Genomic DNA, 18,131 nt, shown 5'->3' with positions numbered 1-18,131 from the left:
CGGTATCGCAATTTCCATTACGTAACACGGGTGTTTTCATCGGACGGATCGCAACCGGGTCGCCAAGCTGTTTCACTGCCTCAGGATGCGTTAATGCGCAACTACGTAACTTTTCGCCGGACCGTATCGCAACGTGCGATGCATCCAGCCTCAACCGTTAAATAGTCATGCAGATTTATTTACCAATCGCCGAAGTCTCTGTGAACGCCTTTCTGTTGCTGGGGCTGGGCGGGATGGTTGGCATCTTGTCGGGCATGTTTGGTGTCGGCGGCGGCTTTCTGATGACGCCGCTGTTGTTCTTTATCGGAATTCCCCCGGCCGTGGCCGTGGCGACCGAAGCCAACCAGATCGTCGCCTCTTCGTTTTCCGGCGTTCTGGCGCATTTCCGACGACGAACTGTCGACTTCAAAATGGGCACGGTCCTTCTGACAGGGGGGTTGATCGGTGCGGCGCTTGGGGTAGTCGTCTTTAACTATCTCAAAAGTCTGGGCCAGGTCGATCTGTTGGTGACGCTGTGCTATGTCGTCTTTCTTGGGGTCGTGGGCAGCCTGATGTTCGTCGAGAGCCTGAACGCATTGCGCAAATCAAAGAAGGGCGGCGGTGCCCCTGCCCCCCGGCGGCAGCGCGGCTGGGTTCACGCGATGCCGTTCAAGATGCGTTTCCGCACCTCGGGCCTGTATATCTCGGTCATCCCGCCTATGCTGGTCGGTCTTTGCGTCGGCGTTCTGTCCGCGATCATGGGAGTTGGCGGCGGATTTATCATGGTTCCTGCAATGATCTATCTGCTGGGGATGCCCACAAAGGTCGTTGTCGGAACTTCGCTATTCCAGATCATCTTTGTGACTGGCTTTACCACAATGCTACATGCGACCACCAACTATACGGTGGATATCGTACTGGCCGTCCTGCTTTTGGTCGGCGGGGTTGTCGGCGCGCAGATCGGAACAGTAATCGGATCACGGATGCCGGCGGAACAGTTGCGCGTACTTCTGGCGGCGTTGGTTTTGGTTGTTTGCGGCAAACTGGCCCTGGACTTGCTGATCGAACCCTCCGAGCTTTACTCGCTTGGCACGGAAGGGGGGCATTGATCATGCTGAAACGCCTGATCCTGCTTTTTGCGTTATGCGTCACCCCTGCCCTTGCCGAGGATGAGCAGGTCGTGCTTGGCCTTAGTCATGACCGCGTGGCCATCACTGCCACATTCGATGGTTCTGAAATCCTGATCTTTGGCGCGGTCAAGCGTGAAACTCCCATCCCCTCGGGCCCACCGCTGGAGGTCATTGTGGCCGTTGCTGGCCCCTCGAGCCCTGTCATGGTTAGACGCAAGGAACGCAAGCTGGGGATTTGGGTAAATACCGACAGCGTCCTGGTGGACCTTGCGCCCAGCTTTTATGCCGTTGCGACCAGTTCACCGCTGAATGACATTCTGTCGGATACCGAGGATCTGCGGTACAGAATTTCAATTGAACGCGCCATCCGTTCCGTTGGTGCAGCGATGCATATCCGAAGCGCACAGGACTTTGCCGATGCCGTCGTCCGCATTCGCGAAGATGAAGGGCTTTACTCGATCCGTGAAGATACAGTGGCCGTGGACGAACAAACCCTGTTTCGAACCTCGATCGCCATGCCCGCCGACTTGACCGAAGGCGACTATACCGCGCGCATTTTTCTCACCAGGAACGGCCGCGTGATTTCGCAGTTCGAAACCACGATCGACGTTCGCAAAGTCGGTCTGGAGCGGTTCCTTTACAACATGTCCCGTCAGCAACCGGTTTGGTACGGGCTGATGTCTCTGGTAATAGCCATTGCTGCGGGCTGGGGCGCGTCCACCGCTTTCCGTTTACTGCGCGAGAACTAAAGGCTACCCGCGACCGATATAGGGCATGGTTGTCGCCATCACGGTCATGAACTGGACATTGGCCTCAGCCGGCAAGGACGCCATGTGAAGCACGGACTGGGCCGCATCCTCAACCGCCATGGTTGGATCGGGCTGCTCACCCGCCGCAATCGCATTGTCGACCAATCCCTGAACCATCTGCGTCCGCGCGTTGCCGATATCAATCTGGCCGCAGGCAATCCCGAAGTCGCGCCCATCCAAGGACAGACTACGGGTCAAACCGGTGATTGCATGTTTCGTCGCTGAATAGTGGACCGAGTTCGGGCGCGGCACATGCGCTGCAATCGAACCGTTATTGATGATCCGCCCACCCTGCGGGGATTGGTGCCGCATGATCCGAAACGCCTCGCGCGCAGATAGGAACATCCCATTCAGGTTGACGTTGACGCTTTGGTACCAATCCTCCAACGCGATTTCGTCAATCGTGCCGCTGGGTGCAAAAATTCCCGCGTTGTTGAACAGCACATCCAATCGTCCGGCCTTGTCCAGAAAGCTGTTGAACGCGCCCGAGACCGCCTCGGGCTCTGTCACATCCGCCGGCAAGGGAACAGCGTTAGATCGGCCACTGGACATCGCCGCCAAAGTGTCCGCGCTGCGCGCCAAAAGCCCAACGGTCCATCCCTCATCCAGAAAAAGCTCGGCCGTCGCGCGCCCAATGCCCGCGCTGGCCCCAGTGACTATGATCGTCTTCATGTTTCTTCTGCCTCCAACGTCAGCGAGGCCGCCGGATGCGCACGCAGATCATCCACCAGCAGCGGGTGGGTGGGTTTGGCCAAGCGGTTGCGCACCACCCAGATCAACCTCTCTTGCGCGCGGGTGATGGCCACATAGGCCAACCGCTTCCACAACGGCTGCCCGGCCTCTGTCCGGCCCATCCGGGCGGCTGCATAAATGTCCGGGGCAAAGACCTGAACCGTGTCCCACTGCGACCCCTGCGCCTTGTGGATCGTCACGGCGGCCCCATGCAGAAAGGTTGCGCCCATTCGCGCGGCATAGGGGATTAAGGGCTCTTCCTCATCCGGCATCTCAATTTTCACAATCGACGCAGCGCTGACCTGCGGGTCTTCGGCCCCCATGACGTGCAACCGGGAAAACCCCGGTTTACGTCCCGGCCCCAGATAGATGACCTGAGCACCCTTGATCAGCCCGCGCGCCTCAAGGTCCAGACGCTTTTTGCGATGTTTCAAGGGCAGCTCAATCCCATCGCAAATCAACGGCTCACCCTCCAACAACTCGGTGTCGGGGGCGCCGTGGACGTGCCGGAACGCCTGAATCAGACGGATACGCGTCGCATTGCGCCAGACCAGAACGGGGCTGCGAGCCATTAGATCAACTTCGACTCTTTGTCCCCAGACAACACGCTCATCCTTTTGGGCGGTCTGTTCGACCAGCCGTTCGAAATCTTCGAAACCCATCTGCGGGTCTGCCAGCGCATGAGCGAGGTCCAGAATAGGGTTATCCGCAGTCTGTCTGTGTACCCGGTGCAAAATCTGCTTACGTGGCTCGGGCAATGCGTCAAACACCATGCTGCCGGATTGATTGACCGGGGCCAACTGGGCGGGATCGCCAAAAAGCAACAGCGTTGGGAAAATCTCTTGCAAATCCTCGAACTGGCGATCATCCAGCATCGAGGCCTCGTCCACGAACCCGATATCAAGAGGTTCATCCCGACGTTTCCAACCCGTTATGAAATCGGACCCGCGCAACCCCGCGGCTGCCAAAGCGCCGGGGATGGATTTGTTGTTCTGGTAGAACGCAGCCGCGCGGTCCAGCGCTTCGTCCGTCAGCCCTTCGATCTCGGGCCGCTCATCGTTGCCCGCCAGCCATTCGGCGATGCGTTCGTATTCCGGGTCATATACTGGCGTATAAAGGATACGATGGATCGTTGTCGCGGGCACCCCGCGCAGGCGCAACACACTTGCTGCCTTGTTGGTCGGCGCAAGGATGGCCAAGCTGCGCTTTTCGCGGGCCTTGCGGCTTTCGAAATCGCCCGAGACAACCTGAACGCCCGTTTCTGCAAGGGCCTTGTAAAGCTCGGCCAGCAAAAGGGTCTTCCCGGATCCCGCCTTACCGATAACCGCCATGACACCGGATTTCCCGTTGCCCGGAAGCTTCAGCAGGGCGTCGTCATCCAGATCAACTCCGGCGGATTTGAGCATCTCGGCAATGCTGTCATAGGCGGCGGCCTGATCATCAGAGAAGGTCACGGGGGGCAAAGACATGGCGCGACCCTACAGGGCCACGCCAGCTATCACCAGATACGGAATTACGTTTTCGCGTGCTTCAGGCTGACAAGGAAAATCGGTGTTGCCGCCCGGTCCCGAACGCGGTCTTGAACCACAGCCGGGACAATTCCCGCGGGATACCCGCGCGCTCTGCAACCCGATAGCAGTCTTCAGCCGAATAGGGCCAAAGCCCACGGAAATCTGGTCACGGCCTTTACCTTCGGAGCCTAAAACGTTCGGCGATGACCAGATAAGGCGATAGATCCGAATCATCCGCGCATCAAAAACACCCGCGATGTGAGTCAGGCCGAACCCTTCCATGATTTCACCCCCACTCAACATGATTGCCCCAGCTGTATGAGGGCTAGCCGTGCGGGACAGGCAAAAGCGAGTCACCTCCCAGATCACGGGGCTGTTGATCAGCTCACCCCCTGTCAGATGTCCGAAAACCTCATTCACCATGACGCGGCCCGTTGTCGGCAGAACCCGCATGGACCCGCCATGGCTGCCGTCCTCCTCCTCCCAGATCACATAGAGCGGGTTTAGATCATCGTATTGATCCCGCTCCTCTCCGTTTTCATTGACGTAGACATCCCAGCCCAGCCGGGTTTTGAACTGATCCGCGCGATCGCGGAACATTCCGTCGGCCAGCTTCGGAAACTTGTGCATTTCATCTGCGAACAAATAGCGCAACATGACTTTTTCCCCTTGTCGTCCTGTGCAGGAACGAAGGGGGTACAAAGTCGTAGTTAATTTCCCGTTCGAGGAGCGCCCGACCGTTAAACCACTATTAATCCTCGGCTGAGTGCGGTGGCGATGGCGTGGGTGGTGTTCTGCGCCCCAAGCTTGGCACGGGCGCTTTCGATGTAAACACGTAGCGTATGCTCTGAGATTGACAGGGAATGGGCCACCTGCGCCCGGTTATAGCCCAGCGCCAGCAATGTCATGGCATCCACTTCTCTTGGAGACAGCCCGCGGGTCGCGTCCGGCTGCCTGTCACTTTCAAACTCCAGCGCCTTGCGATTGAAAAAATGAGCAATCAGGATCAATTCGCGCCCATGGGTTTCCATGAAGCTTTTCCAGGTGTCATCGTCACAAGAGTGATTTACCGTAAACAGGGCGAATTGCCCGTTCGGGCCACGGATCGGGATTGAATAGCCCTGATTACCTACCCCATGTTCCAGTGCATCTTTATAGAAGTTTTTTGCGACCTTTCTCGACCAATCCAATGTCTTCCAGTCAACAGGATGGAATCTTTGGAAACACCCCAAAATCACAGGGTCAATTCGGTGGTAGTTTTTCTCTCGGTATCTTTCGGCCCACCGATCAGGATACGTAGTATAGCCGTATTGATCACCGGCCCCGTCAACCCAATGGTAAATGATATGTTCGATCTGCAGCCTGTCGCGAAGCCGAACGGCGACATCGCCAAGTTCGTCAAGCGTGCTGGTGTTTTCCAAGTCCTCCAGAACTTGACTCAAATCGAGTTGTATTCCCATCCGCGGGTGCCCGTGCCTCGTTGCTTGCGGACGCAATCTCGGCTGCGGCGATCAGTTTGGTGTCATCCAACTGTTCGGCAAGCGCGGTCAGACCGTTCTCAACCGCAAAGGCGTTGAGGTCCGACAGAACGTCCAGTATCCACTCATTTCTCGCCATCTAGGGTCGCTCCGAAAGGGTTAACGAAGGGTTAACACAACTATAGCATATGGGATGTTTTTTGCCCTATTCACCGGTTTCTACTCCCCCAAAATAGGGGGCAGCGTTTTGGTAACTTATTGAAACAAAAAGATATGGATGAAATAGAAAACGCCCGCGAACCGAAACAACGATTCGCGGGCGAAACTGTTTAGGATTCAGCCGGTTTAGCTGCGTGCGTCCAGAACCTCTTCCAGTGTACGCATTCCTGTCCGCGGTGCCTGAACCAGAACCGACATGTTGCCTGGCTTGTGCTCGTTCCGCATCATCTTCATGTGCGCTTCGGGCAGTTCATTCCACGAGAACACTTCGGACATGCACGGATCCAGACGACGCTCGACCATCAATTGGTTTGCGGCTGACGCCTGTTTCAGGTGAGCAAAGTGCGAACCTTGCAGACGCTTCTGGTGCATCCACATGTAACGCACATCGAAGGTTAGGTTATAGCCGGTGGTCCCCGCGCAGATCACAACCATGCCGCCCTTTTTCACCACGAAGGTCGACACCGGGAATGTGCTTTCACCGGGGTGTTCGAAGACCATGTCGACGTTCACACCCTTGCCGGTGATGTCCCAGATCGCCTTGCCGAATTTGCGGGCTTCTTTGAACCACTCGGCATATTCCGGTGTGTTCACCGTGGGCAGTTGACCCCAACAGTTGAAGTCTTTGCGGTTCAGAACGCCCTTGGCACCAAGGCCCATCACAAAGTCGCGCTTGCTTTCGTCCGAGATCACACCGATCGCGTTTGCACCAGCGGTGTTGATCAACTGGATAGCATAGGACCCCAGACCACCCGAGGCACCCCAGACCAGTACGTTCTGGCCGGGCTTCAGGTCATGCGGCTCATGCCCGAACAGCATCCGGTAAGCAGTTGCCAGCGTCAGCGTGTAACAGGCGCTTTCTTCCCAGGTCAGGTGCTTGGGACGCGGCATCAACTGCTGTGCCTGCACGTTGGTGAACTGAGCAAACGATCCGTCGGGCGTCTCATAGCCCCAAATCCGCTGGCTGTCCGAATACATCGGATCACCACCGTTACACGCTTCGTCGTCACCATCATCCTGGTTGCAGTGGATCACGACCTCGTCGCCCACTTTCCAGCGCTTAACCTTGTCACCGACGGCCCACACGATGCCCGATGCATCGGAACCTGCGATATGGAAAGGCTGGCCGTGGCCGTCAAACGGGCTGATCGGCTTACCCAGCGACGCCCAGACGCCGTTATAGTTCACACCGGCGGCCATAACCAGAACCAGCACCTCGTGGCTGTCCAGCTTGGGAACATCGACCACTTCAAGTTGCATTGCCGTGTCCGGCTCACCATGGCGTTCTTTGCGGATCGCCCATGCATACATTTTCTTTGGAACAAATCCCATCGGAGGGATTTCGCCCATCTCATAGAGGTCTTTTTCCGGCGCGTCGTAGGACGCGATACCGCTTTCGGTGTCCAGAGCCATGTTGGCCTCCTATTATTTCAACCCTTCGCCGCGATGCAGAATCGCAGCATCAACAGATGAGATATTGGGCATTGAGCAACATTGCAATATAATTTGCGCCTATTTTGTAATTTTATGACCCAGCAGATGCAGAAATTTACTTTGCTGCCGCAGCATTCATGCCTTCGACATCTATGGGCGCGGACGCCGCGTAATAGCTCAACAGGTCAACCCTTTGGCCGGATTGAGATATTTTCCCGTCCACCTGTTTCAGAATCCGCCGCTGCACGAGTTGATCCAAAGCCTGCGTGATTGCTGTGTCCTCGGGGCCTACCAAAGTTCCGTCACGTCGCATGAGTTCAGACACGAAGATACGCACGTCATCTTCCAGCAATTCCCCGCGTTCTTGAATCAGTTTGCAGATGGCAGGCAAGGGAACCAAAGGAATCGCGTCGCGGATTTGGCCCATCAGGGCGCGGGCAAGGTCTGTCATGACATCCCGGTCGTGATCTGATCGGAAGTCCTGCAAAGAAATTGGCTGACCATACCGGACCGAGGCCAAGCCAAATCGCGTGTATCGCCCGATCAGCTTTCGCCCAATCTGTTTCATGATCCAACCGGTGATCACCCCGATCCGGGCGCGAAAGCGCCGGTCCCTTCCAAGGGCTGCCTTGGTCAGGATCGTATCCTCCAACACCCGGTCATAATTCAGGGCCACTGGAACAAAGACGACGTCTTGCCCTTCTGGACTGGTGCCATCCAGAATATATTTCAAAAGCCCCAGCTTCGGACGCCCCAATGCTCCGGTCAGGCTTAGCCCCCCCTCTGGGAACATGGCCTGTGTCACCCCCGCTTCGGTTGCATGTCGCACGTAGCAGGCCAGCACCTGACGATAGAGTTCACTGCCCGATCTGCGCCGAATAAAGTAAGCCCCCATCGCCCGAATCAACCGGCTAAGAGGCCAGACCCGCGCCCACTCACCGACGGCATATGACAGTGCAGAGTGCTGAGCCGCCAGGTAGGTCACCAGAACATAGTCCATATTGCTTCGGTGATTCATCACGAACACAACGGTCGCGTCTGGATCAATGTTCTTGATGGCCTCTTCGTCCTGATAGCTAAGGCGCACATCATAGAATGCGTTGCTCAGCATCCGCGCCAATCTGATTGCAAAGCTGAAATAGGCAACTGCGGAAAAGGATGGCACGATCTCACGCGCATATTTTCGCGCCTGCTCGAACGCGACCGCCTCGGGGACACCTGTTTCGCGTGAATGATCCTGCACCGCCTGCCCCACCTGAGGATCGTAGATCAGGCGCTGAATCATGTCATGACGTTCAGCCAGCTTGAACGGTTGGATCGGTCGTTGAAGCCGTTCGTTCAGGCGTTTGACCGCGCGCTCCAGTCGACGTCGAAAGAACCACCTCACGGATGGGAACAGGAAATGCGATGCCAACGTGACCGCGGCAAACACCAGGATCAGCAAAAAAAGCCAAAGCGGAAGCTCAACGGTCTGAGTCATGCGCGCACCCTGCCAGCAAACGTTGCGTCCTACAATCAGAACAAGCCAGAATGCCGCGTCGCAGCGAATTGACATATCCCGAAAATTGCGCTTTAGAACCCATGGACGTAATTTTCTTACCCACCTGAGATACGAGGCACGTTATGACGCAGACGCAGAAAGATCGCCCCTGGCTCATCCGAACCTATGCCGGTCATTCCACCGCCAAGGCATCAAACGCACTGTATCGTGGGAACCTTGCCAAGGGTCAGACCGGGCTTTCTGTGGCCTTCGATCTGCCGACGCAAACCGGTTACGACAGCGACCATACCCTGGCACGCGGCGAGGTTGGCAAGGTGGGTGTGCCGATCAGCCATCTGGGCGACATGCGGGTTCTGTTCGACCAGATTCCGCTGGAACAGATGAACACCTCGATGACCATCAACGCGACCGCTCCTTGGTTGCTGGCGCTGTATATTGCAGTCGCCGAAGAACAGGGCGCGGATGTCTCGAAACTGCAAGGGACCGTTCAGAACGACCTGATCAAGGAATACCTGAGTCGCGGCACTTATGTATGCCCGCCCAAGCCCTCGCTCAAGATGATCGCGGATGTGGCCGAGTATTGCTATTCTAATGTGCCAAAATGGAACCCGATGAATGTGTGTTCCTATCACCTGCAAGAAGCGGGCGCGACACCTGAACAAGAGCTGGCCTATGCGTTGGCAACCGCTATCGCCGTTCTGGACGAATTGCGCCCGCGCGTACCGGCCGAGGATTTCCCGGCGCTCTGTGGTCGGATTTCGTTCTTCGTGAACGCAGGCATCCGGTTTGTGACCGAGATGTGTAAGATGCGCGCCTTTGTCGACCTGTGGGATGAGATTCTGCAGGACCGCTACGGCGTCGAAAATCCAAAGTTCCGCCGCTTCCGGTATGGCGTGCAGGTGAACTCTTTGGGTCTGACGGAGCAGCAGCCTGAAAACAACGTCTATCGTATTCTGATCGAGATGCTGGCTGTGACCCTGTCCAAGAAAGCCCGTGCCCGTGCGGTGCAATTGCCTGCGTGGAACGAGGCATTGGGCCTGCCCCGCCCGTGGGATCAGCAATGGTCCATGCGGATGCAGCAGATTCTGGCCTATGAAACCGACCTGCTGGAATATGACGACCTGTTCGAAGGCAATCCCGCCGTGGATGCCAAGGTCGAAGAGTTGAAAGAAGGGGCGCGCGCCGAACTGGCCAACCTGGATTCGATGGGCGGCGCGGTCGCGTCGATCGAATACATGAAGTCCCGCCTCGTCGATTCGAACGCCGAACGCCTGAACCGGATTGAGCGGAACGAAACCGTTGTGGTCGGTGTGAACAAATGGACTGACGGCGAAGCTTCGCCCCTTCAGACCGAGGATGGCGGCATCATGGTTGTCGATCCGGCGGTCGAACAGGAGCAGATCGACCGCCTGAACGAATGGCGCACTCAACGTGACGAGGCGGCAGTAACCGCGGCACTGGCTGCACTCCGCAACGCGGCACAGACGGGCGCCAACGTCATGGAGCCGTCGATTGCCGCAGCAAAAGCAGGTGTAACCACAGGTGAGTGGGCGGAAGAAATGCGCAAGGTCTACGGCACCTATCGCGGCCCGACAGGGGTTTCAGGGTCTGTGTCCAACAAGACCGAGGGGCTGGACGACCTGCGTGCCGCCGTTGACGCGGTTAGTGATCAATTGGGGCGCCGCCTGAAGTTCCTAGTTGGTAAACCCGGGCTGGACGGCCATTCCAACGGGGCCGAACAAATCGCCTTCCGGGCACGCGATTGCGGCATGGATATCAGCTATGAAGGTATTCGCCTGACACCCGAGGAAATCGTGGCTGCTGCATCAGAAGACAAGGCACACGTCATTGGATTGTCGATCTTGTCTGGCAGCCACATCCCGTTAGTTCAGGACGTCATGACCCGACTGCAAGAGGCTGGTCTGACGGATATCCCTGTGGTCGTCGGCGGGATCATTCCTGATGAAGATGCAGCAAAACTGAAAACTATGGGCGTCGCGAAAATCTACACGCCAAAGAATTTCGAGCTGAATACGATAATGGGCGACATTATCACTCTGGCTGATCCGCAGAATTTGGCCGCAGAATAGCCGACCCTCTCGTTTCTTTTATCGGTATGCCTATTCCCTTTGGTAAAGGGGATAGGTAAAACCCATGCCTGCACTTAAAGTGAGCCTTAAGGGAGGCTGCCCATTCGGGCATGGCATGGAGAATAATAATGACAATTGATCTCGAGGTTATGTCGCGCAAGGAGCTAATTAAACTGCGTGATAAAATCGAAAAGGCGCTTAAAAAGGCGGAAATACGGGAACGGCAAGAAGCATTGAAAGCCGCTGAACAGGCCGCTGCTCAATACGGGTTCTCTTTGTCTGAATTGGCTGCAGACGGCGCTGGGTCGGGAAAAGGGTTTAAGGCCAAGGCCAAGTACCGCAACCCCGCAGACCCCTCACAAACCTGGTCTGGTCGGGGACGCAAGCCGCAATGGATACACGACGCGCTTAAGTCTGGTGCAAGTATCTCGGATCTGGAAATCTGATTGGAATAAAAAACAAATGACGATTCATATTGGCGCTGAAAAAGGCGAAATCGCAGAAACTGTTTTATTGCCGGGTGATCCCTATCGGGCAAAATGGGCGGCGGAAACATTTTTGGATGACGCGAAACAAGTCAATAATGTGCGCGGCATGCTGGGATTTACCGGAACCTGGAAAGGAAACCCCGTTTCCATTCAAGGCAGCGGAATGGGAATGCCGTCATTGTCGATCTACGCGAACGAATTAATTCGCGACTTTGGCGCAAAAACACTGATCCGGATCGGATCGTGTGGGGGAATGCAAGATAGTGTCAATGTCCGCGATGTCATTCTGGCAATGACTTCGACAACACTAAGCACCCCGTCGCGTGGCATCATGAAGGAGCTCAACTTTGCGCCCTGCGCGGATTGGGGTCTGCTGCAAGCAGCAGCTCAAGCGGCCGAGGCCAGCGGTACGCCGACCCACATCGGGGGAATCTACTCCTCGGACGTGTTCTATGATGAACGGCCCGACCTGAACGAACAGATGGTCCGTCACGGAATTCTTGGCGTCGAAATGGAAGCAGCCGAGCTTTACATTCTGGCCGCACGGCACAAGTGCCGGGCTCTGGCCGTTCTGACCGTATCCGATCACCTGCTAACCGGTGAGGCTCTGCCCGCATCCGAACGGGAAAGCAGCTTTGGCGACATGGTTGAAATCGCTCTGCGTGCGGCGTTCCCAAACGCCGCCTAAACAGGACGGGACGATCAGGGTATCCTTTTGAGATTACTTCCTTAGGCAGGTTTTAGGGCTATCAGCCCCAACCTGTTGCGCCCCGCAATAGGCGCAGACCCAGACACCTTCCTTGCGGTGCTGACGCCATCGGCAGTCGCGTGTCAAAGATGATGTTCGTGACCGCCAGATGAAATACGCAAAAACGCCAGCGGCCAGCAAAAGCAATAGAATGGGCATGCTTATGCATTACCCATTCCTTTAATGCGTTCAAGCGGCGTTCGCGTATTCGAACAGGTCTGGTTCGTGGGCGTCAGACATGACAGGTTCCGGCGTGTAATAGGCCCAAGCCTGTTCCAGCGCCTCAAGCGCTTCGTCTGCTTTGGTTTTTAGGTTTTGATCCTGCATCGGAGCGATCCCTTTTACAGTTGAATCACTCCTCCCTGCGCACAAGATAGTGCCGAGCAGGGAAGGCTGCATCGCATTGTTTTGCAACCTAGCCATGCGCTTGCCGCAATGCGGCAAGCACTGATTTTACGCGCACCTTAAACTGCGCGTTCGACCATCATCTTCTTGATCTCGGCAATCGCCTTGGCCGGGTTCAGACCTTTAGGGCAGGTCTTGGCGCAGTTCATGATCGTGTGGCAGCGGTACAGCTTGAACGGATCTTCCAGCTCATCCAAACGCTCACCGGTCGCCTCATCACGGCTGTCGATGATCCAGCGATAGGCATGCAGCAATGCTGCGGGGCCAAGGTAACGGTCGCCGTTCCACCAGTAGCTGGGGCATGAGGTCGAGCAGCTTGCGCACATCACGCATTCATACAGTCCGTCCAGCTTTTTGCGGTCTTCGATGGACTGCTTCCATTCTTTCGCAGGCCGGTTGGTCTTGGTTTCCAGCCACGGCATGATGGATGCGTGTTGCGCATAGAAATGGGTCAGGTCAGGAATCAGGTCCTTAACCACCGGCATGTGCGGCAGCGGATAGATTTTCACGTCGCCCTTGATCTCATCCATGCCATAGATACAGGCCAGCGTGTTGATCCCGTCGATATTCATCGCGCACGACCCGCAAATCCCTTCGCGGCAGGACCGGCGGAAGGTCAGCGTGGGATCAATCTCGTTCTTGATCTTGATCAGCGCGTCCAGAACCATCGGGCCGCAGCTATCCATATCAACGAAATACGTATCGACACGCGGGTTCTGCCCGTCATCCGGGTTCCAGCGATAAATCTGGAACTTGCGCACATTGGTTGCGCCTTCGGGCTTTGGCCATGTCTTACCGGTGGTGATCCGGGAATTCTTGGGGAGGGTCAGTTGTACCATAAGTTCCTCTCCTTAGAACGTCCGCGCCTTGGGCGCGATTTTCTTCAGGCTGATGCCGCCTTCATCCTCGGTGGTCAGAGGATCGACGATAACGGGGCGATAGCTGAGTTCGACCTTATTTCCTTCAACCCGGCTGACCGTGTGAACGCGCCAGTTTTCGTCGTCACGCTCGGTGAAATCCTCATGCGCGTGGGCACCGCGGGATTCCTTGCGCGCCTCGGCCCCAACAATAGTGGCAAGCGCGCTTGGCATCAGGTTGGTGAGTTCCAGCGTTTCCATCAGATCGCTGTTCCAAACCAACGAGCGGTCGGTAACTTTAAGGTCATCCATCTTGGCGGCAATCGCCGTCATCTTCTCGACGCCTTCGGCCATTGTCTTGGCGGTCCGGAACACGGCTGCGTCGGCCTGCATGGTTTTCTGCATCTCAAGCCGCAGGTCAGCCGTTGGGATAGACCCGCTAGCGTTGCGAACAGCATCAAACCGGTCAAATGCCTTATCGACCGAAGCTTGGTTCAGCACCGGGTTCGGCGCGTCGGCATCGACAACCTTACCCGCCCGGATCGCAGCCGCGCGACCAAACACCACGAGGTCGATCAGAGAGTTAGACCCCAGACGGTTCGCACCGTGGACCGAGGCACATCCGGCCTCACCCACGGCCATCAGACCCGGCACAACTGCGGTCGGATCTTCGGCAGTCGGGTTCAGAACCTCGCCCCAATAGTTTGTGGGGATACCGCCCATGTTGTAGTGGACAGTCGGCAGAACCGGGATCGGCTCTTTGGTGACATCGACACCCGCAAAAACGCGGGCCGACTCCGAGATACCCGGCAGGCGTTCGGCCAGCGCTTCGGCTGGCAGGTGGCTGAGGTTCAGGTGAATGTGGTCGCCATTGTCGCCATGGCCACGCCCCTCGCGGATCTCCATCGTCATCGAACGGCTGACATAATCGCGCGGCGCAAGGTCTTTATACTGGGGCGCATAACGCTCCATGAACCGTTCGCCTTCCGAGTTGGTCAGGTATCCGCCCTCACCCCGTGCGCCTTCGGTGATCAAACAGCCTGAGCCGTAGATGCCAGTCGGGTGGAACTGCACGAATTCCATATCCTGCAGGGCCAGGCCCGCACGTGCCACCATACCGCCACCGTCACCGGTACAGGTATGGGCCGATGTAGCGCTGAAATAGGCGCGACCATAGCCGCCGGTCGCCAGCACCACCATCTTGGCGTTGAAGACATGCATCGTGCCATCGTCCAGCTTCCAGCAGACGACGCCCTGACATTGCCCGTCATCGGACATCACAAGGTCAATGGCGAAATATTCAATATAGAACTCGGCATTGTTCTTCAGCGACTGACCATAGAGCGTGTGCAGGATCGCGTGACCGGTCCGGTCGGCGGCGGCACAGGTCCGCTGTACGGCGGGGCCTTCGCCGAATTCCGTAGTATGACCACCGAACGGGCGCTGATAAATCTTGCCCTCTTCGGTGCGACTGAATGGAACGCCATAATGTTCCAGTTCGTACACCGCCTTTGGTGCCTCACGCGCCAAATACTCCATCGCGTCGGTGTCACCCAACCAGTCCGAGCCCTTGACGGTGTCATACATGTGCCACTGCCAATGGTCCGGTCCCATGTTTGACAGGGACGCAGCAATACCGCCCTGCGCCGCAACCGTGTGCGAGCGGGTCGGGAAAACCTTGGTGACACAAGCCGTGCGCAGGCCTTGCTCGGCCATGCCCAGAGTGGCGCGCAAACCGGCGCCGCCGGCGCCGACAACAACCACGTCATAGTCGTGTGTTTCGTATTCGTATGCAGCTGTCATTTGTTTTTATCCCTACCGCGCCTTAAAGCGCCAGCTTCACAAGGGCAAAAAGCCCCGCAGCAATCAAAGCGTATCCAAAAGCTGCAACTGCCATCAGGCTCAGCTTTTCTGCGACGCCGTGCACATAGTCCTCAATCGCCACCTGTGCCTCGCGGACCAGGTGAATAATAACGACGACCAGCGTCAGCCCAGTTATGATCGCCGGGAACGGACGGCTGTAATAGGCAAGAACCTCTTCGTAGGTTCCGCCCAGCCCGTTCGCGAAAGTGAACACAAATAGTGGAACAAGGAAAACCAGTGCCGTCGAACTGGCCATCATTTGCCAGTGATGATGTGTCCCCTGCCGGCCTGCACCTGTGCCCTGCGCACGTTTACGGTCTGTCAGATAACTCATGGTGTCCCCCTTAGACCGCAATCGCTGTTATGAACGAAAGAACGGTGGCCAGCACCAACATGCCGATCCCCAGCTTTTCCGAGATGTTGACATCCACGCAATACCCCAGATCCCAGATCACGTGGCGCAACCGCCCGAGCATGTGATAAAAAATCGCCCAGGTCGCGCCAAACATGACCAGATCGCCCAACCAGCTTCTCATCAAGCTATCAATAAAGTTGAACGCGGTCTCTGACGTTGCGGCCGCCAGCAGCCACCACACAACGAAGAATGACATCGCCAAGGCTGCGATTCCGGTGATCCGTACCAGAATAGAGGTCGCTGAGGTCAACTGCGGACGATAAATCGTAAGATGTGGTGAAAGAGGGCGATTGCCCCGATTTACATCGGCCATGTCGGATTGGCTCCTTTTCGGTTGCTTCCGAAGGTTTTACTGTTTTTTGCAAGTCTGTCACGCGCTGCAACTGCAAAAAAGCTCATATTTGGCGCAAAATGGTGGATATTTTGAAATTGTGATCACACAAAATAATGACGTGATCACAAATGAAATCACAGCTTTCAGATGTTAGCGCCTTCACCTCCGAATCTGACCCAAAGCTATTCCAGCCCGGCGGTTTGCTGTGTCACTTCGCGCAGCAGTTTCTTACGAATTCGTTCGGGGTAATCTTCGAAACCGGCGGCAGAAACGACGAATGCGCCTTCGCCAACAATAACATTCTCAAAGAAATATGCGGTCAGGTCCGGTTCGGTTTCCTCGATGGCAATCGCGTTCACAGTCACACCACGGCTACGCAAAACGCCATGAATTTCCGTCGGTTCGATCCCTTCGTTTGAAATTCCGTCGCCCGAGATGTCAATCAAGTGCCTTTTGCATTCAGAAACCGTATTGAAACTGGTTAGGGTCATTTCCAGTGCTTCGCCTATCGCCGTTGAGAAGTTGCGCCATACACGCGGGTCCGATGCCACTTGTCCAGCAAAGGCGTCCAGCGTTTCGAAACTGTCAATTCGCGTCCATGGTATCGTCACTTTCTGACGCGATGCGCCAGTCCACTGCACTAGCATTAGGCGCGCGTCACCGCGCACCAATGCCTCGGACACAATGGGGTCACGCAACCCGGCCGCAAGGCCGTCCATCTGGATACGGTACTCGGTGGAATCAACAGACCCCGAAACGTCCACAGCCAAAGCCAAGGCCAGATCACAAGCCAAAGCAGGCGGAGTCAGGCAGACACAAACAGCAATCGAGCGAAACAGGAGCATGACCGCAGCCTAACACGTTTGGGAAAGGCTGCGATCACATGAATGTGGGCGGCCCGATCAGACGGGCATCAGGGCCCAATAGTCCAGATCAAGCAGGATGTTTGGCATGTACCGGCCATCTTCGTTCTTAAGCTCAAAAGGCTCCCCACCTTTTGTCGCCACCAATCGCAAACGGATCGCCCCAACTCTGGGAACATCTGTCTCGGCCTTGTCCAGAACCTCGGACCACGCCTTGATCGTATCACCAGCGAAGCACGGGTTGGCGTGTGCACCGCCGTTCAGGCCAACCACCATCTGTGCATTGGCTAAACCGTTGAACGACAGCGTCCGCGCCATCGAGATCACGTGTCCGCCATAGATCAACCGCCCTTCGGGTCGAAAGGTCAGGTCGAAATGCACCTTGGCAGTGTTCTGCCACAGACGCGTGGCCAGCATATGCTCGGCCTCTTCCACGGTCACACCATCCACGTGGTCAATCTTTTCGCCGATCTCATAATCGCCCCAGCGACGCGCCTCACCCGCCTGCGTGAAATCGTAGTTCGAGAAATCCAATCCCTGCGGGATGACCAGATCGCCCGGCTCCAGCACCTTTTTCAGTTGCGGCACAACCGCTTCGGGCGCTGGGGTGGACAGGTCCGATTTGCGCACCATCACCCAGCGGACATATTCCATGACCGCCTCGTCGCGCTGGTTCAGACCACGGGTGCGCACGTAAACCACCCCGGTCTTGCCATTCGAGTTCTGCTTAACCCCGATTACCTCGGATTCCGACCGCAGCGTGTCACCGGGATACACCGGCTTCAGCCAGCGCCCCTCGGCATAACCCAGATTGGCCACCGCGTTCAGCGAGACATCCGGCACGGTCTTGCCAAACACCACGTGAAACGCCGCCATGTCGTCTAACGGGCTTTGCGGCAGGCCCGAGGCCCGGGCGAACTCATCCGAGGAATACAGCGCATGGCGCGCCGGATACAGCGCGTGATACATCGCACGTTCGCCATCGGTCACGGTGCGCGGTACCGCATGGTGCAGCACCTGCCCGACGGAATAATCCTCGAAAAAGCGGCCCGGATTGGTTTTTGCCATTATTGCTGTCCCAGTTTCATGTCAGAGGAGTAATCTGCCGCGACCTCTTTGGTCACAGCCTGCGCGCAGCGCATCACGTTATTTGCTGCGTCAAAGGCATAGGACGGGTCGCCATACAGCTCCCAGCCTTTGGCCAGCGCGTCGGACACTTTGTGGCAAAAGGCCGAGGTGTCCTCTTCCGTCAGCAGACGATAAAGTTTTGCCATC

At 56.7% G+C, this 18,131-nt stretch carries 19 protein-coding genes and 1 pseudogene; 5 read left to right on the top strand and 15 right to left on the bottom strand.

Going from position 1 to position 18,131, the window contains the following annotated elements:
• The first annotated feature begins 167 nt into the window (after window positions 1-167).
• Together GOV87_RS11045 and GOV87_RS11040 are read left to right on the top strand one after the other, a co-directional pair.
• A complete protein-coding gene (locus GOV87_RS11045; protein WP_171124458.1) occupies window positions 168-1,088 on the top strand; it encodes a sulfite exporter TauE/SafE family protein in 921 nt (306 codons plus the stop codon).
• A gap of 2 nt (window positions 1,089-1,090) precedes the next feature.
• Window positions 1,091-1,858: a TIGR02186 family protein gene (locus GOV87_RS11040; protein ID WP_171211778.1), complete on the top strand. Its 768-nt coding sequence runs from the start codon at window positions 1,091-1,093 to the stop codon at window positions 1,856-1,858.
• Window positions 1,859-1,861: 3 nt separating this feature from the next.
• Here the strand turns inward: GOV87_RS11040 and GOV87_RS11035 are convergent, their stop codons facing one another.
• From GOV87_RS11035 to GOV87_RS11005, 7 genes and pseudogenes are all read right to left on the bottom strand, one after another.
• Window positions 1,862-2,590 carry an SDR family oxidoreductase gene (locus GOV87_RS11035; protein ID WP_171211777.1) on the bottom strand — a complete coding sequence of 243 codons (729 nt, stop codon included), beginning with the start codon at window positions 2,588-2,590 and terminating at the stop codon, window positions 1,862-1,864.
• Entirely contained in the window at window positions 2,587-4,119 is a 1,533-nt protein-coding gene (locus GOV87_RS11030) for an ATP-dependent RecD-like DNA helicase (RefSeq protein WP_171211776.1), read from the bottom strand. The genes GOV87_RS11035 and GOV87_RS11030 overlap by 4 nt, the downstream gene beginning before the upstream one ends.
• 61 nt (window positions 4,120-4,180) lie before the next feature.
• Window positions 4,181-4,818 (bottom strand): annotated as a pseudogene (locus GOV87_RS11025) (acyl-homoserine-lactone synthase).
• 83 nt (window positions 4,819-4,901) lie between these two features.
• Window positions 4,902-5,621: a LuxR family transcriptional regulator gene (locus GOV87_RS11020; protein ID WP_171122544.1), complete on the bottom strand. Its 720-nt coding sequence runs from the start codon at window positions 5,619-5,621 to the stop codon at window positions 4,902-4,904.
• The gene (locus tag GOV87_RS11015; RefSeq protein WP_171122368.1) at window positions 5,560-5,778 is read right to left on the bottom strand and encodes a hypothetical protein; all 219 of its coding nucleotides are present in this window, start codon (window positions 5,776-5,778) and stop codon (window positions 5,560-5,562) included. The genes GOV87_RS11020 and GOV87_RS11015 overlap by 62 nt, the downstream gene beginning before the upstream one ends.
• Window positions 5,779-5,984: 206 nt before the next feature.
• On the bottom strand, window positions 5,985-7,271 hold the full coding sequence (ccrA, locus tag GOV87_RS11010; protein WP_171122546.1) for a crotonyl-CoA carboxylase/reductase: 1,287 nt from the start codon (window positions 7,269-7,271) through the stop codon (window positions 5,985-5,987).
• A gap of 136 nt (window positions 7,272-7,407) precedes the next feature.
• Window positions 7,408-8,772, bottom strand: coding sequence for a 1-acyl-sn-glycerol-3-phosphate acyltransferase (locus tag GOV87_RS11005; RefSeq protein ID WP_171211775.1), 1,365 nt, complete (start codon window positions 8,770-8,772; stop codon window positions 7,408-7,410).
• Window positions 8,773-8,915: 143 nt separating this feature from the next.
• Here GOV87_RS11005 and GOV87_RS11000 point away from each other — a divergent pair, with 143 nt between their 5' ends.
• From GOV87_RS11000 to deoD, 3 genes are all read left to right on the top strand, one after another.
• Complete coding sequence (locus tag GOV87_RS11000; RefSeq protein ID WP_171122550.1) at window positions 8,916-10,883, top strand: protein meaA; 1,968 nt, start codon at window positions 8,916-8,918, stop codon at window positions 10,881-10,883.
• Between the two features lie 128 nt (window positions 10,884-11,011).
• Window positions 11,012-11,329: an H-NS family nucleoid-associated regulatory protein gene (locus GOV87_RS10995; RefSeq protein WP_171122552.1), complete on the top strand. Its 318-nt coding sequence runs from the start codon at window positions 11,012-11,014 to the stop codon at window positions 11,327-11,329.
• Window positions 11,330-11,345: 16 nt separating this feature from the next.
• Window positions 11,346-12,059, top strand: coding sequence for a purine-nucleoside phosphorylase (gene deoD / locus GOV87_RS10990; protein ID WP_171122554.1), 714 nt, complete (start codon window positions 11,346-11,348; stop codon window positions 12,057-12,059).
• Between the two features lie 249 nt (window positions 12,060-12,308).
• Here deoD and GOV87_RS10985 read toward each other — a convergent pair whose 3' ends face one another.
• From GOV87_RS10985 to GOV87_RS10950, 8 genes are all read right to left on the bottom strand, one after another.
• On the bottom strand, window positions 12,309-12,446 hold the full coding sequence (locus GOV87_RS10985) for a hypothetical protein (RefSeq protein ID WP_171211774.1): 138 nt from the start codon (window positions 12,444-12,446) through the stop codon (window positions 12,309-12,311).
• 137 nt (window positions 12,447-12,583) lie between these two features.
• Window positions 12,584-13,363 (bottom strand): succinate dehydrogenase iron-sulfur subunit, encoded by a 780-nt coding sequence (locus GOV87_RS10980; RefSeq protein WP_170414955.1) that lies wholly within the window; start codon window positions 13,361-13,363, stop codon window positions 12,584-12,586.
• Between the two features lie 12 nt (window positions 13,364-13,375).
• Window positions 13,376-15,184 carry a succinate dehydrogenase flavoprotein subunit gene (gene sdhA, locus GOV87_RS10975; protein ID WP_171124443.1) on the bottom strand — a complete coding sequence of 603 codons (1,809 nt, stop codon included), beginning with the start codon at window positions 15,182-15,184 and terminating at the stop codon, window positions 13,376-13,378.
• A 22-nt stretch (window positions 15,185-15,206) separates the two neighbouring features.
• A complete protein-coding gene (sdhD, locus tag GOV87_RS10970) occupies window positions 15,207-15,578 on the bottom strand; it encodes a succinate dehydrogenase, hydrophobic membrane anchor protein (protein WP_171211773.1) in 372 nt (123 codons plus the stop codon).
• A 10-nt stretch (window positions 15,579-15,588) separates the two neighbouring features.
• A complete protein-coding gene (gene sdhC / locus GOV87_RS10965; protein WP_171211772.1) occupies window positions 15,589-15,972 on the bottom strand; it encodes a succinate dehydrogenase, cytochrome b556 subunit in 384 nt (127 codons plus the stop codon).
• Between the two features lie 203 nt (window positions 15,973-16,175).
• Window positions 16,176-16,838 carry a DUF1194 domain-containing protein gene (locus tag GOV87_RS10960; protein ID WP_171211771.1) on the bottom strand — a complete coding sequence of 221 codons (663 nt, stop codon included), beginning with the start codon at window positions 16,836-16,838 and terminating at the stop codon, window positions 16,176-16,178.
• A gap of 57 nt (window positions 16,839-16,895) precedes the next feature.
• A complete protein-coding gene (locus GOV87_RS10955; RefSeq protein WP_171211770.1) occupies window positions 16,896-17,924 on the bottom strand; it encodes a MaoC family dehydratase in 1,029 nt (342 codons plus the stop codon).
• Window positions 17,924-18,130: a DUF1737 domain-containing protein gene (locus tag GOV87_RS10950; RefSeq protein WP_171122569.1), complete on the bottom strand. Its 207-nt coding sequence runs from the start codon at window positions 18,128-18,130 to the stop codon at window positions 17,924-17,926. The genes GOV87_RS10955 and GOV87_RS10950 overlap by 1 nt, the downstream gene beginning before the upstream one ends.
• Window position 18,131: the final 1 nt, after the last annotated feature.

Origin of the sequence: Ruegeria sp. HKCCA5426 (assembly GCF_013034585.1) — a bacterium.
Taxonomy (GTDB): Bacteria; Pseudomonadota; Alphaproteobacteria; order Rhodobacterales; family Rhodobacteraceae; genus Ruegeria.
Note: the sequence above shows the minus strand (reverse complement) of the source record. Positions and strands in the feature narration are given on the sequence as shown.

Excerpts from the sequence above, each read along its gene's own strand:
- GOV87_RS11045 (WP_171124458.1), top strand. The coding sequence starts at position 168 with ATGCAGATTTATTTACCAATCGCCGAAGTCTCTGTGAACGCCTTTCTG.
- GOV87_RS11040 (WP_171211778.1), top strand. The coding sequence starts at position 1,091 with ATGCTGAAACGCCTGATCCTGCTTTTTGCGTTATGCGTCACCCCTGCC.
- GOV87_RS11035 (WP_171211777.1), bottom strand. The coding sequence starts at position 2,590 with ATGAAGACGATCATAGTCACTGGGGCCAGCGCGGGCATTGGGCGCGCG.
- GOV87_RS11030 (WP_171211776.1), bottom strand. The coding sequence starts at position 4,119 with ATGTCTTTGCCCCCCGTGACCTTCTCTGATGATCAGGCCGCCGCCTAT.
- GOV87_RS11020 (WP_171122544.1), bottom strand. The coding sequence starts at position 5,621 with ATGGGAATACAACTCGATTTGAGTCAAGTTCTGGAGGACTTGGAAAAC.
- GOV87_RS11015 (WP_171122368.1), bottom strand. The coding sequence starts at position 5,778 with ATGGCGAGAAATGAGTGGATACTGGACGTTCTGTCGGACCTCAACGCC.
- ccrA (WP_171122546.1), bottom strand. The coding sequence starts at position 7,271 with ATGGCTCTGGACACCGAAAGCGGTATCGCGTCCTACGACGCGCCGGAA.
- GOV87_RS11005 (WP_171211775.1), bottom strand. The coding sequence starts at position 8,772 with ATGACTCAGACCGTTGAGCTTCCGCTTTGGCTTTTTTTGCTGATCCTG.
- GOV87_RS11000 (WP_171122550.1), top strand. The coding sequence starts at position 8,916 with ATGACGCAGACGCAGAAAGATCGCCCCTGGCTCATCCGAACCTATGCC.
- GOV87_RS10995 (WP_171122552.1), top strand. The coding sequence starts at position 11,012 with ATGACAATTGATCTCGAGGTTATGTCGCGCAAGGAGCTAATTAAACTG.
- deoD (WP_171122554.1), top strand. The coding sequence starts at position 11,346 with ATGACGATTCATATTGGCGCTGAAAAAGGCGAAATCGCAGAAACTGTT.
- GOV87_RS10985 (WP_171211774.1), bottom strand. The coding sequence starts at position 12,446 with ATGCAGGATCAAAACCTAAAAACCAAAGCAGACGAAGCGCTTGAGGCG.
- GOV87_RS10980 (WP_170414955.1), bottom strand. The coding sequence starts at position 13,363 with ATGGTACAACTGACCCTCCCCAAGAATTCCCGGATCACCACCGGTAAG.
- sdhA (WP_171124443.1), bottom strand. The coding sequence starts at position 15,184 with ATGACAGCTGCATACGAATACGAAACACACGACTATGACGTGGTTGTT.
- sdhD (WP_171211773.1), bottom strand. The coding sequence starts at position 15,578 with ATGAGTTATCTGACAGACCGTAAACGTGCGCAGGGCACAGGTGCAGGC.
- sdhC (WP_171211772.1), bottom strand. The coding sequence starts at position 15,972 with ATGGCCGATGTAAATCGGGGCAATCGCCCTCTTTCACCACATCTTACG.
- GOV87_RS10960 (WP_171211771.1), bottom strand. The coding sequence starts at position 16,838 with ATGCTCCTGTTTCGCTCGATTGCTGTTTGTGTCTGCCTGACTCCGCCT.
- GOV87_RS10955 (WP_171211770.1), bottom strand. The coding sequence starts at position 17,924 with ATGGCAAAAACCAATCCGGGCCGCTTTTTCGAGGATTATTCCGTCGGG.
- GOV87_RS10950 (WP_171122569.1), bottom strand. The coding sequence starts at position 18,130 with ATGGCAAAACTTTATCGTCTGCTGACGGAAGAGGACACCTCGGCCTTT.